This is a genomic window from Pseudorhodobacter sp. W20_MBD10_FR17, assembly GCF_052119765.1.
GTDB lineage: Bacteria > Pseudomonadota > Alphaproteobacteria > Rhodobacterales > Rhodobacteraceae > Pseudorhodobacter.
This window is the reverse complement of record NZ_JBGQOQ010000009.1, coordinates 93,467-108,388: the sequence shown is the minus strand read 5'-3', so window position 1 is coordinate 108,388 and position 14,922 is coordinate 93,467. Positions and strand designations below refer to the sequence as shown.

General features: G+C 57.5%; 16 protein-coding genes. 7 read left to right on the top strand and 9 right to left on the bottom strand.

The window, feature by feature from the left end:
• The first annotated feature begins 32 nt into the window (after positions 1-32).
• From ACEN2J_RS08320 to ACEN2J_RS08300, 5 genes are all read left to right on the top strand, one after another.
• Complete coding sequence (locus ACEN2J_RS08320) at positions 33-1,190, top strand: iron-containing alcohol dehydrogenase (protein WP_442104877.1); 1,158 nt, start codon at positions 33-35, stop codon at positions 1,188-1,190.
• A gap of 12 nt (positions 1,191-1,202) precedes the next feature.
• Positions 1,203-2,237 carry an NADP-dependent oxidoreductase gene (locus ACEN2J_RS08315; RefSeq protein WP_442104875.1) on the top strand — a complete coding sequence of 345 codons (1,035 nt, stop codon included), beginning with the start codon at positions 1,203-1,205 and terminating at the stop codon, positions 2,235-2,237.
• 11 nt (positions 2,238-2,248) lie between these two features.
• Positions 2,249-2,926 carry a type 1 glutamine amidotransferase domain-containing protein gene (locus ACEN2J_RS08310; RefSeq protein WP_442104873.1) on the top strand — a complete coding sequence of 226 codons (678 nt, stop codon included), beginning with the start codon at positions 2,249-2,251 and terminating at the stop codon, positions 2,924-2,926.
• A gap of 152 nt (positions 2,927-3,078) precedes the next feature.
• Positions 3,079-3,747, top strand: coding sequence for a cupin domain-containing protein (locus tag ACEN2J_RS08305; protein WP_442104871.1), 669 nt, complete (start codon positions 3,079-3,081; stop codon positions 3,745-3,747).
• 12 nt (positions 3,748-3,759) lie between these two features.
• Positions 3,760-4,806, top strand: a complete 1,047-nt coding sequence (locus ACEN2J_RS08300; RefSeq protein ID WP_442104869.1) for a flavin monoamine oxidase family protein — start codon at positions 3,760-3,762, stop codon at positions 4,804-4,806.
• Here the strand turns inward: ACEN2J_RS08300 and ACEN2J_RS08295 are convergent.
• The 4 genes from ACEN2J_RS08295 to ACEN2J_RS08280 form a co-directional block, all read right to left on the bottom strand.
• Entirely contained in the window at positions 4,803-5,837 is a 1,035-nt protein-coding gene (locus tag ACEN2J_RS08295) for a DUF475 domain-containing protein (protein ID WP_442104867.1), read from the bottom strand. The two genes, ACEN2J_RS08300 and ACEN2J_RS08295, sit on opposite strands and share 4 nt — an antisense overlap.
• 76 nt (positions 5,838-5,913) lie before the next feature.
• Positions 5,914-6,669 carry a metallophosphoesterase gene (locus ACEN2J_RS08290; RefSeq protein WP_442104865.1) on the bottom strand — a complete coding sequence of 252 codons (756 nt, stop codon included), beginning with the start codon at positions 6,667-6,669 and terminating at the stop codon, positions 5,914-5,916.
• Between the two features lie 90 nt (positions 6,670-6,759).
• Positions 6,760-8,355 carry a phosphoglycerate dehydrogenase gene (gene serA, locus ACEN2J_RS08285; protein WP_442104863.1) on the bottom strand — a complete coding sequence of 532 codons (1,596 nt, stop codon included), beginning with the start codon at positions 8,353-8,355 and terminating at the stop codon, positions 6,760-6,762.
• A gap of 65 nt (positions 8,356-8,420) precedes the next feature.
• A complete protein-coding gene (locus tag ACEN2J_RS08280; RefSeq protein WP_442104861.1) occupies positions 8,421-9,563 on the bottom strand; it encodes a phosphoserine transaminase in 1,143 nt (380 codons plus the stop codon).
• A 153-nt stretch (positions 9,564-9,716) separates the two neighbouring features.
• On the opposite strand from ACEN2J_RS08280, the gene serB reads away from it, so the two are divergent.
• Entirely contained in the window at positions 9,717-10,589 is an 873-nt protein-coding gene (gene serB / locus ACEN2J_RS08275; protein ID WP_442104860.1) for a phosphoserine phosphatase SerB, read from the top strand.
• Between the two features lie 81 nt (positions 10,590-10,670).
• Here serB and zapE read toward each other — a convergent pair whose 3' ends face one another.
• Genes zapE through ACEN2J_RS08250 form a run of 5 tightly spaced genes read right to left on the bottom strand, consistent with a single transcriptional unit; the run spans position 10,671 to position 14,491 of the window.
• Positions 10,671-11,747, bottom strand: a complete 1,077-nt coding sequence (gene zapE, locus ACEN2J_RS08270) for a cell division protein ZapE (protein ID WP_442104859.1) — start codon at positions 11,745-11,747, stop codon at positions 10,671-10,673.
• 10 nt (positions 11,748-11,757) lie between these two features.
• Positions 11,758-12,033 (bottom strand): hypothetical protein, encoded by a 276-nt coding sequence (locus ACEN2J_RS08265; protein ID WP_442104857.1) that lies wholly within the window; start codon positions 12,031-12,033, stop codon positions 11,758-11,760.
• Positions 12,030-13,292 carry a fumarylacetoacetase gene (gene fahA, locus ACEN2J_RS08260; protein ID WP_442104855.1) on the bottom strand — a complete coding sequence of 421 codons (1,263 nt, stop codon included), beginning with the start codon at positions 13,290-13,292 and terminating at the stop codon, positions 12,030-12,032. Before fahA ends, ACEN2J_RS08265 begins: the two co-directional genes overlap by 4 nt.
• Positions 13,289-14,131, bottom strand: a complete 843-nt coding sequence (locus ACEN2J_RS08255) for an MBL fold metallo-hydrolase (RefSeq protein ID WP_442104853.1) — start codon at positions 14,129-14,131, stop codon at positions 13,289-13,291. Before ACEN2J_RS08255 ends, fahA begins: the two co-directional genes overlap by 4 nt.
• Positions 14,132-14,137: 6 nt before the next feature.
• A complete protein-coding gene (locus ACEN2J_RS08250; RefSeq protein WP_442104851.1) occupies positions 14,138-14,491 on the bottom strand; it encodes a DUF1428 domain-containing protein in 354 nt (117 codons plus the stop codon).
• A gap of 231 nt (positions 14,492-14,722) precedes the next feature.
• Between ACEN2J_RS08250 and ACEN2J_RS08245 the strand changes: the two genes are divergently transcribed.
• Positions 14,723-14,887 (top strand): hypothetical protein, encoded by a 165-nt coding sequence (locus tag ACEN2J_RS08245; protein ID WP_442104849.1) that lies wholly within the window; start codon positions 14,723-14,725, stop codon positions 14,885-14,887.
• Positions 14,888-14,922 lie beyond the last annotated feature (35 nt).

Sequence of the window (14,922 nt, the reverse complement as noted above, 5' to 3'; positions counted from 1 at the left end):
CACACAGCGATAAACGGCAAGGAGCCGAGACTATGAACAATTTTGATCTGCACAACCCGACGCGCATCCTGTTTGGCAAAGGCCGCATTAGCGACCTTGACGGCCAGGTTCCGGCAGACGCCAAAGTGCTGCTGCTTTACGGCGGCGGCAGTGCCGAACGGACTGGCGTTTTGGCGCAAGTGCGCGCCGCATTGGGCGACCGTAAAGTGGTTGAATTTGGCGGAATTGAGCCGAATCCGCGCTATGCCACAGCCTTGAAAGCCGTTGATGTTATCAAAGAAAATGACATCACGTTCCTGTTGGCCGTTGGCGGCGGGTCAGTGATCGACGCCACCAAATTCATCGCAGCAGCGGCAGAGCTTGAGGGCGATGTTTGGGATATCTTTACCTCTTGGGGTGGGGCGATTAAATCGGCGATGCCCTTTGGTACCGTGCTAACCCTGCCAGCGACCGGATCTGAAATGAACCCCGCATCCGTCATTACCCACGCCGAAAAAGGCGCGAAACTGCCGTTTATGAGCTCGCATTGCTATCCCGTTTTCTCGATCCTCGACCCCGAGCTGACCTATACTTTGCCACCGCGCCAAATCGCCAACGGTGTTGCCGATGCCTTTGTGCATATCATTGAGCAATACCTGACCTATCCAGTCGCCGCAGCTGTACAGGACGGCTTTGCCGAAACCCTGATGCGCACCCTGATTGACCTTGGCCCAAAAGCGATGGAAACGCCAAACGACTATGACACCCGCGCCAATGTGATGTGGACAGCGACGCTTGCCCTGAACGGGCTGATCGGTGCCGGTGTACCCCACGACTGGGCCAGCCACATGATCGGGCATGAAATTACGGCGCTGAATGATACCGACCACGCCCGCACCTTGGCAGTGGTTCTGCCCGCTCTGATGCAAGACCAACGTGGCCCGAAACGTGAAAAACTGCTGCAATATGCCGCCAATGTTTGGAACATCCGCGAAGGCAGCGATGACGCCCGTATTGATGCCGCGATTGATGCGACACGGAACTTTTTCCACGCGATGGGCATTGACACACGGCTTGGTGACTACGGCGTCGGCCCCGCCGAAGTTGACCGTATCGTCGCGGCGCTGGAAAGCCACGGCATGGTCGCGCTGGGTGAAACCAAAACCATTACCCCAGATGTGGCGCGCCGCATTCTGACAGCAGCACTTTGAATTGGAACTGACATGACACAGACAACCACAACCAACCGCCAGCTTGTTTTGGCCGAACGTCCCAAGGGCGAGCCGACCAAAGACACGCTGAAGCTGATTGAATCCGCTGTTCCCGTTGCGGGTGCAGGCCAGATGCTGTTGCGCACCGAATTTCTGTCGCTTGACCCCTACATGCGCGGCCGGATGAGCGACGCACCGTCCTATGCTGCGCCGGTCGAAATCGGCGCGCCGATGGTTGGCGGCACAGTGGCGCAGGTTGTATCAACCAACCTTGACGGTTTTGCCAAGGATGACTGGGTCGTCAGCTTTAACGGCTGGCAAGATTACGCCCTGTCGGATGGCACGGGCGTCACGAAACTGGGCGCGAACCCCGAGCATCTGTCTTGGGCGCTTGGCATTCTTGGCATGCCCGGCTTTACCGCTTGGGCTGGGCTGACGAAAATTGGTGAACCAAAAGCAGGCGAAACCATCGTCGTTGCCTCGGCCACTGGCCCCGTTGGCGCGACTGTCGGCCAGATCGGCAAGCTGCTGGGTGCCCGTGTTGTTGGCATCGCGGGCGGCGCGGAAAAATGCGCCTATGCGGTGAAAGAGCTGGGGTTTGATGCCTGCATCGACCACAAGGCCGATGATTTTGTCGAACAGCTGGTCGCAGCCACCCCCAAAGGCATCGACGTTTACTTTGAAAACGTCGGCGGCAAGGTTTTGGATGCGGTTATTCCGCAACTAAACCCGAACGCGCGGATGCCTGTCTGCGGCCTGATCTCGCAATATAACGCGACAGGTTTGCCAGAGGGTCCAGACCGGATGAACTGGCTGATGGGCCAGATCTTGCGCAAGAAAATCAAGGTGCAAGGCTTTATCATTTTTGACGATTTCGGGCATCTTTACCCCGAATTCGCCAAGGAAATGTCGGCATGGGTTTCCGCTGGCAAAATCAAATACCGCGAAGAGATCATCGACGGGTTGGAAAACGCACCTGCGGCCTTTGTCGGGCTGCTGAATGGCGAAAACTTTGGCAAGCGCGTGATCCGCGTTGGCAACAATTGAAAGGCTAAAACATGAAAATTCTTATGGTACTGACATCGCACGATAAAATGGGCGACACGGGCAAGAAAACCGGCTTTTGGCTGGAAGAATTCGCAGCGCCCTATTACGTGTTCAAAGACGCAGGCGCCGACATCACGCTCGCCTCGCCCAAAGGTGGCCAGCCACCGATTGACCCGTCCAGCGATGATGAGGGCGCCCAAACCGAAGATACGCACCGCTTTAAGGCCGACGCCGAGGCGCAAAAGCATCTCGCAAACACGCTGAAACTGGCAGATGTGACCGAAGGAGGCTTTGACGCGATCTTTTACCCCGGCGGCCATGGCCCACTGTGGGATTTGGCCGAAGATGCCGACAGCAAGCGCTTGATTGAGGCCTTTGCCGCCGCTGATCGCCCTGTTGGCGCGGTGTGCCACGCCCCTGCCGTGTTCCGCCACACCATGGGCGCGGATGGTAAGCCTTTGGTTTCGGGCCGCCGCGTGACCGGCTTTACCAACTCTGAGGAAGAAGCCGTTGGCCTGACCAAAGTCGTACCGTTCTTGGTCGAAGACATGCTGACTGCCAATGGTGGATTGTATGAAAAAGGCGCCGACTGGGCCAGCTTCGTGTTGCGCGATGGCAAGTTGGTGACGGGCCAAAACCCGGCGTCCTCTGCCCCTGCAGCCAAGGAATTGCTGGCTTTGCTGGCGTAACGCCCGCCTAGGAAAAAAGGGTTGTGGCGCATAAGGTGCCGCAACCAGCGTTTTAAGATTTGTAGTCTGTTGTGGGTGGGCCAGCTTGCCCATGGGCACTATATAAGTCGGCAGGGCCCCCGAACCTGCCCCCTCTGAAAAGGACAAAAGTAATGGACTTAAACGCTGATTTCGCAGTTCGGGTTGTTGTCGATTCAGAGAAAACTACATGGCGTGCATCGCCAATGCCGGGCGTCGACAGACGTATGCTGGACCGCATTGGCGGTGAGGTCGCGCGGGCCACGTCAATTGTGCGCTATGCGCCACACAGCAAATTCTCGGCGCATACTCATACCGGTGGCGAAGAGTTCATTGTGTTGGACGGCGTGTTTCAAGATGAACATGGCGACTATCCGGCGGGAACCTATGTCCGCAACCCACCAACCACATCCCATACGCCGGGCTCCGAGGGGGGCTGCGTGATCTTTGTCAAACTTTGGCAATTCAATCAGGATGACAGAACCCAATTCCGCAAAACGATGGCCGAGGAGTTGGACGCGCCTGTCGCGGGTGTAGCCACGGCTGTTTTGCACCGCGATCCATGGGAAACAGTCACCTACAGCCATGTCGATGCAGGCGCTGTGCTAACCAATACCGATGTTGGCGGCATTGAGGTGCTGGTGATTGACGGCGCTATAACAGAGGCGGACGAACCGCTTGGCAAAGGCATATGGCTTCGCCTTCCCGAGGGTGAGACCTTGACCGCGACCGCAGGCCCGAATGGCGCGAAACTCTGGATCAAGACGGGGCATTTGCCCTATGCAAAAGCCCCCAGCGCTTAGGGAAACCTGTATATGCACACTCTCATCATTGGGGGCGGATTGTCTGGCCTCGCTGTGGCCCACGGCTTGGCTGCGGCGGGGCACAGCTTTACCCTTGTCGAGGCACGAGACCGTTTTGGCGGGCGAATTCAGACGGAACGCTGCGGTGCAGGGTATTTCGATCTTGGGCCAGCTTGGTTTTGGCCCGGTCAACCACGCATCGCGGCGCTAATTGACCGTTTGGCTTTGGAAAAATTCGATCAATACTCTGCCGGGGATTTGGTGTTTGAGGATGCGCAAGGACGGGTGCAACGCGGGCGCGGCTTTGCCTCAATGGAAGGGTCTTGGCGGCTGAAAGGCGGATTGGGCACCTTGACCCAAACACTAGCCGAGCAATTGCCAACCTCACATCTGCTGCTAAATGCTAAGGTGACATCTTTAACCAAAACCGATGGAACCATCACCGCGACGCTGAGTTGTGGCAAAACACTGGCTGCAGACAGGGTCGTGCTTGCCTTGCCGCCCCGAATTGCGGCGCAGATCAGCTTTTCCCCCAAGTTACCTGCCGCGGCGGTCCAATCGATGCTCGGCGTCAGCACATGGATGGCGGGGCAGGCAAAGGCCCTCGCCGTCTATGACACACCTTTTTGGCGAGAGGCAGGTTTGTCTGGCGATGCTACAAGCCGCTTTGGTCCGATGGTCGAAATCCATGACGCATCCCCCGCGACCGGTGGGCCTTATGGGGTGTTCGGGTTTATCGGTGTGCCGCCGCAAGGACGCGCCAACCAACAGGCCCTGCGCCAACATATTATCGCGCAACTTACGCGCCTGTTTGGTGACCAAGCCGCAACGCCAACCCAGCTTTTCGTCAAAGACTGGGCGTTTGATCCGCAAACATCAATCGGGGCTGATTTGCAGCCTCTCACCAGCCATCCGACCTATGGAATGCCCCCTACCCTGACCGATCTGTGGGCCAACACTGTCATCTTTGCGGGAACTGAAGTCGCGCCGCAATTTGGCGGGTATCTTGAGGGTGCATTAGAAGCTGCCGAAAACGCCTTATTGGCGCTAGCCCCCTAAGCCGCAATGCGCCGGTATTTTAGCGAAGACCACAGAGATAGCCCGATCACACCTGCCCCCAAAAGCCCTGTAATCGCCTCAGGGATATGAAACATGGTTTGCGAGAACATAATGACCGACAGGATCAAAATCGACCAAAACGCCCCGTGCTCTAAATAGCGGAACTCGGCGAGGGTTTTACGCTCGACCAGCATGATTGTCATCGACCGCACATACATTGCGCCAATCCCTAGGCCGATGGCGATAAGAAACAGATTTTGCGTCAAGGCAAAGGCCCCGATCACGCCGTCAAAACTGAACGAGGCATCCAGCACCTCAAGGTACAAAAACGCACCAAGCCCACCTTTGGCGGCCAAATCCGTAGCCTCATCGCTGGCATCCAGCAAATGGCCGACAACTTCTACCGCCAAAAAGGTTAGCAGACCCGACAGGCCAGCCAACAAAAACACGCCCAGCTTTTCCTCGGGCAGCATTTGTGAAAAGCCCAGCATAACGGCAAGCACCAAGGCGATTTCCAGCCCGCGCACGCTGGCGAAACGGGCCATCTGGCGCTCTAGCATGGCGATCCAATGCACCTCTTTGGCATCGTCAAAGAAGTAGTTCAGCGCAACCATCATCAAGAATGACCCACCAAACGCCGCAATGCCGATATGCGCCTCGCCGATGATGCGGGCGTATTCATCGGGGCGGGTGGCGGCCAGATGCAGCGCCTCCCACGGGCCAAGATGTGCTGCAACCACCACGATCAGCAGCGGAAACACGATCCGCATGCCAAACACGGCAATGATAATGCCCCAAGTCAAAAAGCGCCGCTGCCAGACCTCGGACATGTGTTGCAGTTTGTTTGCGTTCACGATGGCATTGTCAAAGGACAGCGAAATTTCCAGCACGGCCAAGACCGAGCCGATGAGCAAAAACTCTAACCCGCCACCGATGTTGCCCGCATAGGACCAACCTAGCCCAAAAGCCAAAAGCAACCCTGCTGCGGTAAAGCCAAAGGCCCAACGGAAATAGGCGAGTGTCGCGGCCATGGTTTTCTCCTGCAAAGGTCGTGCCTTAAATACCGCGATTTCGCGACCATGCCCAGCGACAAACGCGCGGCCAAGCTTAACGAATGGGCGCGTCAGGGGTTGGAAGCAGTGGAACTCGCCCAGCATCGTCCAGCACGAGAACATCGCGGCCTTCGATCACGACGGCGGTCAACGGGCCACCATAGGCAGCAGAGCTGTCGATATTCACGCGGTTGCCGTAATGGGTTGCGGCACCAAGGGCTGTGTGACCATGGATCAAAAGCCACGGAAACGCGCCGCGATAGTCAAGAAAGCCGTTGCGGATCCAGAGCAGATCATCCTCGGACTGGTCCTCAATCGCGATGCCGGGGCGCACACCCGCATGGACGAACATCAACTCGCCGCGTGCGAAATAGTTGGGACGGCTTTCCAAGAACGCGCGATGGGCATCGGGCACAAGGGCCACGGCCTCATCATGCACAGGGATCAGAGGACGGTCGGCAGCGTTTGGAACACCGTAGGACGCCAAGGTTGCAGCGCCGCCAATTTTTGGGTGAAGGTAGGAATACTCGATCTTAAGCTCGGGGTCTTGATGGTGGCGGTCGGTCAGGAAATCAGTGAACATCCGGTCATGGTTGCTTTTCAAAACGACCCAGTTTTCACCAGCAGCGATGCCATTGGACAGATATTCGATCACTGTTTTGCTATCGGGCCCGCGATCAACCAAATCGCCGATATGGATGATTGGGGCGTCTTGGTCACCGCAGGCTGCTTTGTCGGATGCGATGCGCTTATGCGCCGCACGCAGCAGGTCAATATGTCCGTGAATATCACCGATAGCATAGGTTCGCATCTGACAGCCTTTTTAAATGGCGAAGGCCGGGGGACTAGCCCCCCGGACCCCCCAGGATATTTACAAACAGATGAAAGACAAAATGGGCGTTTAGACCACGTCGAATTCCAAGGGTTTTACTTGCTCGAACATGCCAGTTCCTTCAAGAAGTTCAACCACTTTCGGATCAAGAGGCTGATCTAGATACAAGATCGCGATCGCTTCTTTACCAGCCGCGGAACGGCCCAAGGTAAAGTTGGCGATGTTGACGCCGTTTTTACCCATGGTCATACCAAGCAAACCGATGATGCCAGGAACGTCTTGGTTCGTGGTGTAGAGCATGTGCGCGCCGATCTCGGCATCGATGTTGATGCCTTTGATCTGGATAAAGCGTGGCTTACCATCGCTGAAACAAGTGCCTGCGATCGAACGTTCACGTTTGTCGGTGACCACGGTCAGCTTGATAAACGCATCAAACGCGCCGGATTTTTCCTGACGTGTGGTGGCGATCTGGATGCCGCGCTCTTTGGCGACAACCGGTGCGGACACCATGTTCACATCAGGGTTGGTGGCCTTCATGATACCTGCAATCGTAGCGCAGTTCAGCGCGGCGAGGTTCATATCGGCAACATGGCCATCGTACAGCACGTTGATCGCTTTGATCGGCTCATCCGTCATTTGGCCAACGAAGGCGCCCAGATGTTCGGCCAGTTTAACCCATGGGCCCATCACGGCGGCTTCTTCGGCGGTGACCGATGGCATGTTCAGCGCGTTTTGCACGGCACCTGTCAGCAGGTAATCCGACATTTGCTCGGCCACTTGCAGCGCTACGTTTTCCTGTGCTTCAGAGGTCGACGCGCCGAGGTGCGGGGTGCAGACCACGTTCGGCAGGTTGAAAAGCGGGCTTTCCTTTGCAGGCTCTACCGCGAACACGTCGAACGCAGCACCGGCAACATGGCCTGATTTCAGCGCCTCGGCCAGTGCCTCTTCATCCACCAAACCGCCACGGGCGCAGTTGATAATCCGCACGCCGGGCTTGGTTTTGGCAAGGTTTTTGGCGTCCAAAATGTTGCGGGTTTTATCGGTCAGCGGCACGTGCAGCGTGATGAAATCAGCGCGGGCCAGCAGTTCGTCCAGCTCGACCTTAGTGACGCCCATCGTTTTGGCGCGCTCTTCCGACAAGAAGGGGTCATAGGCGACCACTTTCATGTGCAGACCCAGCGCACGGTCGCAGACGATACCACCGATGTTGCCCGCACCGATCACGCCGAGGGTTTTGTTATAAAGTTCAACACCCATAAAGCGCGACTTTTCCCATTTACCAGCATGGGTCGAGGCGTTGGCTTCGGGCAGTTGGCGGGCAGTTGCGAACATCATCGCAATCGCATGTTCAGCCGTGGTGATCGAGTTGCCGAATGGCGTGTTCATCACGATCACGCCCTTTTTCGACGCGGCAGGAATATCAACGTTATCAACGCCAATCCCTGCGCGGGCGATTACTTTCAGGCGGTCAGTGTTTTCCAGCAGCTTGGCAGTGACTTTGGTGGCCGAGCGGATTGCAAGGCCATCATAGTTGCCAATAATTTCGGCCAGTTTTTCTTTGTCTTTGCCCAGCTGGGGCATAAAATCGACATCAATCCCGCGGTCACGGAAAATCTGTACTGCGGTTTCGGAAAGCTCATCGGATACGAGGACTTTGGGGGCCATGATCAGGCGCTCCTATATATAAAGAATTGGGGGCGTAGGGCGGGGTTTGCCCCCACCGCTTGCTATCAAAGGGCGTTGATTTCGGCGTTGAACGCCCAATCAAGCCAAGGCATCAGGGCTGCAACATCGGCAGTTTCCACGGTGGACCCACACCAAATGCGCAAACCGGCAGGCGCATCGCGGTACGCACCGATATCAAGCGCCACGCCTTCTTTTTCCAACCGTTTTGCAACAGCTTTGGCAAAGGCAGCGCCATCGGTGATACGCGCATCGACAAACTTCAGGCACACCGAAGTCGTCGAGGCTGTTGCCGGATCAACCGCAAGGTTTTCGATCCAATCATGTGCCGCTACGAAATCCGCCACAGCCTTGGCGTTGGCATCGGCACGGCCGATCAGCCCTTGCAAACCGCCAATGGTTTTCGCCCATTTCAGCGACACAAGGTAATCTTCAACCGCCAGCATCGACGGCGTGTTGATGGTTTCACCCTTAAAGATACCTTCGATCAGCTTGCCCTTGGCGGTCATGCGGAAAATTTTCGGCAGCGGCCAAGCGGGTGTATAGGTTTCCAACCGCTCAACAGCACGGGGCGACAACACGATCACGCCATGCGCGCCTTCGCCACCCAGCACTTTTTGCCAAGAGAACGTCACAACGTCCAGCTTATCCCACGGCAGGTCCATCGCGAATGCGGCAGATGTCGCGTCACAAATTGTCAGACCAGCGCGATCAGCAGGGATCGCATCGCCGTTCGGCAAACGCACGCCGCTGGTGGTACCGTTCCACGTGAACACAACGTCCTTGTCAAAATCGACCTCAGCCAAATCAACGATCTCGCCATAAGGGGCTTTGCGCACAACGGCGTCCAGCTTCAACTGCTTGACCACATCGGTCACCCAGCCTTCGCCAAAGCTTTCCCATGCCAGCATTTCGACAGGGCGCGCGCCCAGCAGCGACCACATCGCCATTTCAACAGCGCCCGTATCGGAACCGGGGACAATACCCACACGGTAGCCTGTCGGAAGGCCCAGAATCTCGGCCGTCAGGTCAATCGCCTCGGCCAGTTTGGATTTCCCAACGGCTGCACGGTGCGAACGACCCAAAGGCGCATCAGCCAGCATGTCGAGGGAATAATTAGGGATTTTAGCGCAGGGGCCTGACGAAAAACGTGGATTCGCAGGCCGAACAGCAGGGGTCGTACCAGTCATGTGGTATCCTCACAGATAAATGCCCTTCGTTGGGGAAGGGTGTCCCACCGCCGCATCTACGCCTTCAGGATGGCTGGCACAAGCGGGAAAATTGTCGTAAAGCGGCGCATCTTACAGATTTACCGACAACACAGTCCACTATCGGAAACAGCCATGTTCACAGCCACGCTTTTGACCAACCCCAACACACCCGTCCTTGATCGCACCACGGTCGAAAGCCTGCGCAACGCGTGGGGCGGCGGCGATGCAACCTGGCTGAACCCCGCAATTGCAGCCGAATTTGCACTGCCCGCCATGCCTGCGAATCGCTGGGACGCATGGGACGGCATGCAAGCGTTGGGAATTGATCTGGTAATCCAACCCACGACAAACCGCCGCAAACGCCTGTTGCTTGCCGATATGGACAGCACGATGATCCAGCAAGAATGCATTGATGAACTGGCCGCCGAGGCAGGCGTTGGCGCACATGTCGCAGGCATAACCGCCCGCGCGATGAATGGCGAGCTGGATTTCAACGATGCCCTGCGCGAACGTGTGGCGCTGCTAAAGGGCCTACCCGAAACTGTTATCGAACAGGTTTTCAACACCCGCATCACCCTGATGCCCGGCGGCCCTGCCCTGCTGAATACGATGAAGGCCAATGGCGCGCGCGCAGCCCTCGTTTCCGGTGGGTTCACCGAATTCACACGCCGCATTGCCGCCACCCTCGGCTTTGATGAGAACCGCGCCAACACGCTGCATATTGAGAACGGCCACCTTACCGGCACCGTCGCCGATCCAATTTTGGGACGCGAAGCAAAGGTGCAGGCTCTGAACGAAATCGCCGCGCAAATGGGCATCACCGCCGCCGATGTCATCGCAGTTGGCGATGGTGCGAATGATCTTGGTATGCTTGGCCTTGCGGGCGCAGGTGTGGCACTTCACGCAAAACCATCGGTTGCCGCCCAATGCGATATTCGCATCAATCACGGCGACCTAACCGCGCTGCTCTACATCCAAGGCTACGCCCTCGAAGACTTCACATAAATCGGCAGGTCACCAAACCTGACGCCCAATTTCATCTTGGCCTAAATACCTGCGCCGCAGGCTACGCCCTGTCAGCAGGCGCTACTGCCCCCAGTCATGCGCCTGCATTTCACGCAACCGGCTCGCCGTGCGCTCAAACTCAAAGCTGCCCGACCCCTCGTTATACAGCCGTTCCGGCTCATCCGCGGCGGACGCGACAAGCCGTACCCGCGACTCGTACAGCGCGTCGATCAGGGTCACGAACCGCTTCGCCTCATTATAGTTGCTAGACGAAAGCTGCGGAATATCCTCCAGCACCAGCACCCGCACCGCCTGTGCAATCGCTAGGTAATCCGCAGGGCCCAAAGGCTTGGCACATAGCTCCCAAAACGTCGCGCGGCCCACACCATTGGCAAAGCGCGGCAGTTCAACCTCGCGCCCGTTTACCGGCAGGCGCAGCGGCACGGCACCACCGCCCGACAAATCGGCCCAAATCGCATCGATTTTATCGCGCGCCTTGCCTGCGGGGTGGAAATAGACCTGCGCCCCTTCCAGCCTATGCTGGCGGTAATCATTCGGGCTTTCCAGTGCGACCACCTGCATACGGTCGCGCAGCAGGTCGATAAACGGCAAAAACAACGCGCGGTTCAGCCCGTCTTTGTACAAATCTTCGGGCACACGATTGGATGTGGTCACCACCACAACTCCTGCCGCAAACAGCTTTTCAAACAGCCGTCCAACGATCATCGCATCGGTAATGTCGGTGATCTGCATTTCGTCAAAGGCCAGCAACCGCACTTCCCGAATAATCGCCTCGGCCACGGGTTCCAACGGGTCATCAACGCCGCGCTTGCGGGCCTCAAAGATGCCGTGATGGATTTCTTGCATGAAGGCATGGAAATGCACGCGGCGCTTGGCGGGCGTATTGGTGTGGGCGATGAACAGGTCCATCACCATCGACTTGCCACGCCCCACGCCGCCCCACAAATACAACCCCTTTGGCGCAGGGGCCTCTTTGCGAAACAGGCCCGCAAGCAGACCTGTTTTACGCTCTCCCTGCGCCTCGGCCCAAACCCGCAGGCTCTCGAGTACTGGCAAAACCGCGTGTTGTGCCGGGTCTGCCCGCAGGCTGCCCTCGGTCACTTTGCTCTCATAAATCTCGGTCAATGTTTGGCGCATATCGCGGCTTTTAGCGTGGGATTTGCCCCGATACCAGCGCAACCGCGCCGATCAGGGCAAACAAGATTACCGTCAAGCCGATCAAGATCCGTCGGTCACGCTGATAGCCCGGTGCCACGGCAAACCGGCCAAAGCTGCGCAGCGCAACCTTTGGGCCGGGCCAAAGGTTGCCGGTTTCAGCCACCACCTGCGCCCGCAGCTTGAACAAGCAGCGAAACGCATGGACAGTCCACAGCACAAAGACCACGCCTTGCACGCCCAACAATGCGGTGAATACGCCGCTCATTCCCAGCCCGGCATTTTCAACGCAGGCAAGATACGGCCAGAACAGGGGCCAAAGCCCACACGAAACCCGTCGCCCTGTGCGTGGCCGCGCAAAGTTAGCGTGTCGCCATCCTCAATGAAACTCCGCGTCTCGCCTGTTTCCAGCGTGAACGGCTCTTTACCCGCCCAGCTCAGCTCCATCAACGAGCCAAACTCACCCCGCTCCGGCCCCGAAATCGTGCCAGACCCCAGCAGATCGCCGGGGTTCATTTCGCAGCCGCAGACTGCATGATGCGTCAGTTGCTGGGCGGCCGAGTAATAGACGCGGTTATAGTTGGTGCGGGCAATCGTGCTGGCCCGCGCGGCATCGGCAGGCTGCATCTGCACTTCCAATTCCACATTGAAAAAGCCTGGGTTTTTCTCATGCAGATAGGGCAGCAGGGGCACCTCACGCGCGGGTTCGGCACAGCGAAACGGCTCTAATGCGGCAGTTGGCACGATCCATGGGCTGATTGTGGTGCCAAAGGCCTTGCCTTGAAACGGCCCTAACGGTTGGTACTCCCACGCCTGAATATCACGCGCCGACCAGTCGTTCAGCAGCACAAAGCCAAAGATCATCTCGGCGGCCTGCGCCGTCGTGATCGGTTGACCAAAGGTCGACCCCGTACCAACAATCGCGCCCATTTCCAGCTCGATGTCCAGCCGTTTGGTTGGCCCAAAACTTGGCGCATCGGCACCTGCCGCACGGGTTTGCCCCAAAGGCCGGTGAATATCGGTGCCCGACACCACAACCGAGGATGCCCGCCCGTTATAGCCAATCGGAATATGCAGCCAGTTCGCAGGCAAATCCGGTGATCCGCGCAAAATATCACCCATGTTTTTCGCGTGCTGCATACCGGCATAAAAATCGGTGTATTCGGCCACCAACAAAGGCATATGCATCCGCACTTGCGACTGTCGAATCAGGTATTCGGCAACCATACCGCGGCTTTCCGCGCCTTCACCCAAAAAGCCGAACAACAGCACGCGCAACCGCGCCCAAGCCTCTGGCCCCAGCTCCATCACCTCATTCCAGAATGGCACATCCAGCACCAGATCATCAGCAATACGCAACAGGCCGTCAGCCTCCATCGCGGCCACGTCCAGCACCATATCGCCGATGGCAATACCGCAGCGCGGCTCATCCCCATCAACCGAGAACACGCCATAGGGCAAATTGTTCAAAGGGAATTCCGTTTCGGGACTATTGGCGCTTTCCACCCATGACCGCATCAATTTCACAGTACAATCTCCATTCCGTCTATTCCAACATCGGCCTGACCATCCCACACTTGGGCGACCTGCGAAAGCCAATCTTGCGTACCAATCGTTGGGTCGTCGGCGGGAATAAGATGGTTCAAAACCAACCGCCCCACCCCTGCCGCCGCCGCAATCCGTGCCACATCGCAGGCCTTGGTGTGCGAGGCATAAAGATGATTGCGCAGCTTATCGCCAAGGCCGGTGCGGGCAATCACCGTTTCCACACCCGCAGGCAGCATCGCCTCATGCACCAACAGGTCCGACCCTTGTGCAAAGGTCGCCAGCGGCGGGAAATAGGTGGTATCGCCGCTGAACGTCACCGACTTTGTGCCATCAAACCGCAGCGCAAAGGCATCTTTAATCGGCGGATGCGGCACGCGCAACGCACTAACCCGCAAAGGGGCATCCATCACCGCACCCTCATCATAAGTGTGAACTGTGACCAATTCCTCTAACGGGGTGCGCCCTTCGTCATACACGCGGATCGCATTGTCATAGCCAACCGAGGCCATGAACCCCGCCCAATAGGCCTCAATCCCCGGCGGGCCGTAAACGGTGACGGGGGTTTTCAGGCCAGTTGTCCAAGCTGTGTGAATAAGCGGCCCCAGTTCCAAAATATGGTCAGAATGCAGATGGGTGATAAAGATCAGGTCAAGGGTTTTGAGATCCATCCCCGCCTGCACCAAACCTTTGGTGACGCCCAGCCCGCAGTCCACCACTACGCGCCGCCCGTCCATTTCCAACAGGCTAGAGGTCGGCATAGCCCCGCCTGCACGAATGGCCGGCCCGCCCTTGGTGCCCAGTAAAACAACACGGTTCATAGCAGCCTACGCCTCAACTTCGGCGATAAACCCGCCAAAGATCATGCGTTTGCCATCCATCGGCGCTTGCATCATCATTTCGCCCATCACCGGGTCGGCCATCGCCTTTTCCATCACGGCATCGCGGTGCGCCCTGTCACGAAAGGTCAAAAACCCGAAAACCGGCACCTCGCCCGCGCCACACTGCACAGCTTGGGGGAATGACGTCAGCTTGCCTACTTGCGCATTTTCGGGCCGCGCCTCGACCACCGACAGCGCCCCGTGCGCCTTCCACATCGGGGCCATCCGGGCGGCCAACGCAAAATACGCATCCAGCTTATCGCGTGGCACGGGGGCAACAAAGCTTTCAAAATAGGTCATCACATATCTCCCCTTTTTACACACCCTAGCGCGCCAGATGCGCCGCGTCGAACCCCAATTGCGCACACGCAATGCAGGATGAAATTGCCGCAAATTTCATCCAACTCATGACGAAAATCTTAAGCATTTACGCGGGCCGTTTGGCGGCCATCGCAGCCCAAAAGTAAGGATTCGTTAAACTCTGTACGGCAAACCTAAACAGGTGGGGGCGCGTCATTTGAGGTGCCAAAAATGTATGTAGAAATAATCGACGGTGTTCGTGTTCTGAAGCTTAATGACCGTGCGCATCGGAGGGCCGCAACGGATGATACTTTGACCACGGTCCATATCTGGCGCCTGCTAACCGGCGCGCAATCGCTGCGCGATAACAGCGTCGGGCCACGCCGATTTTTGTAAAACCTTGCGCCGCCCGGGCTGGCTGGGCGGCGGTT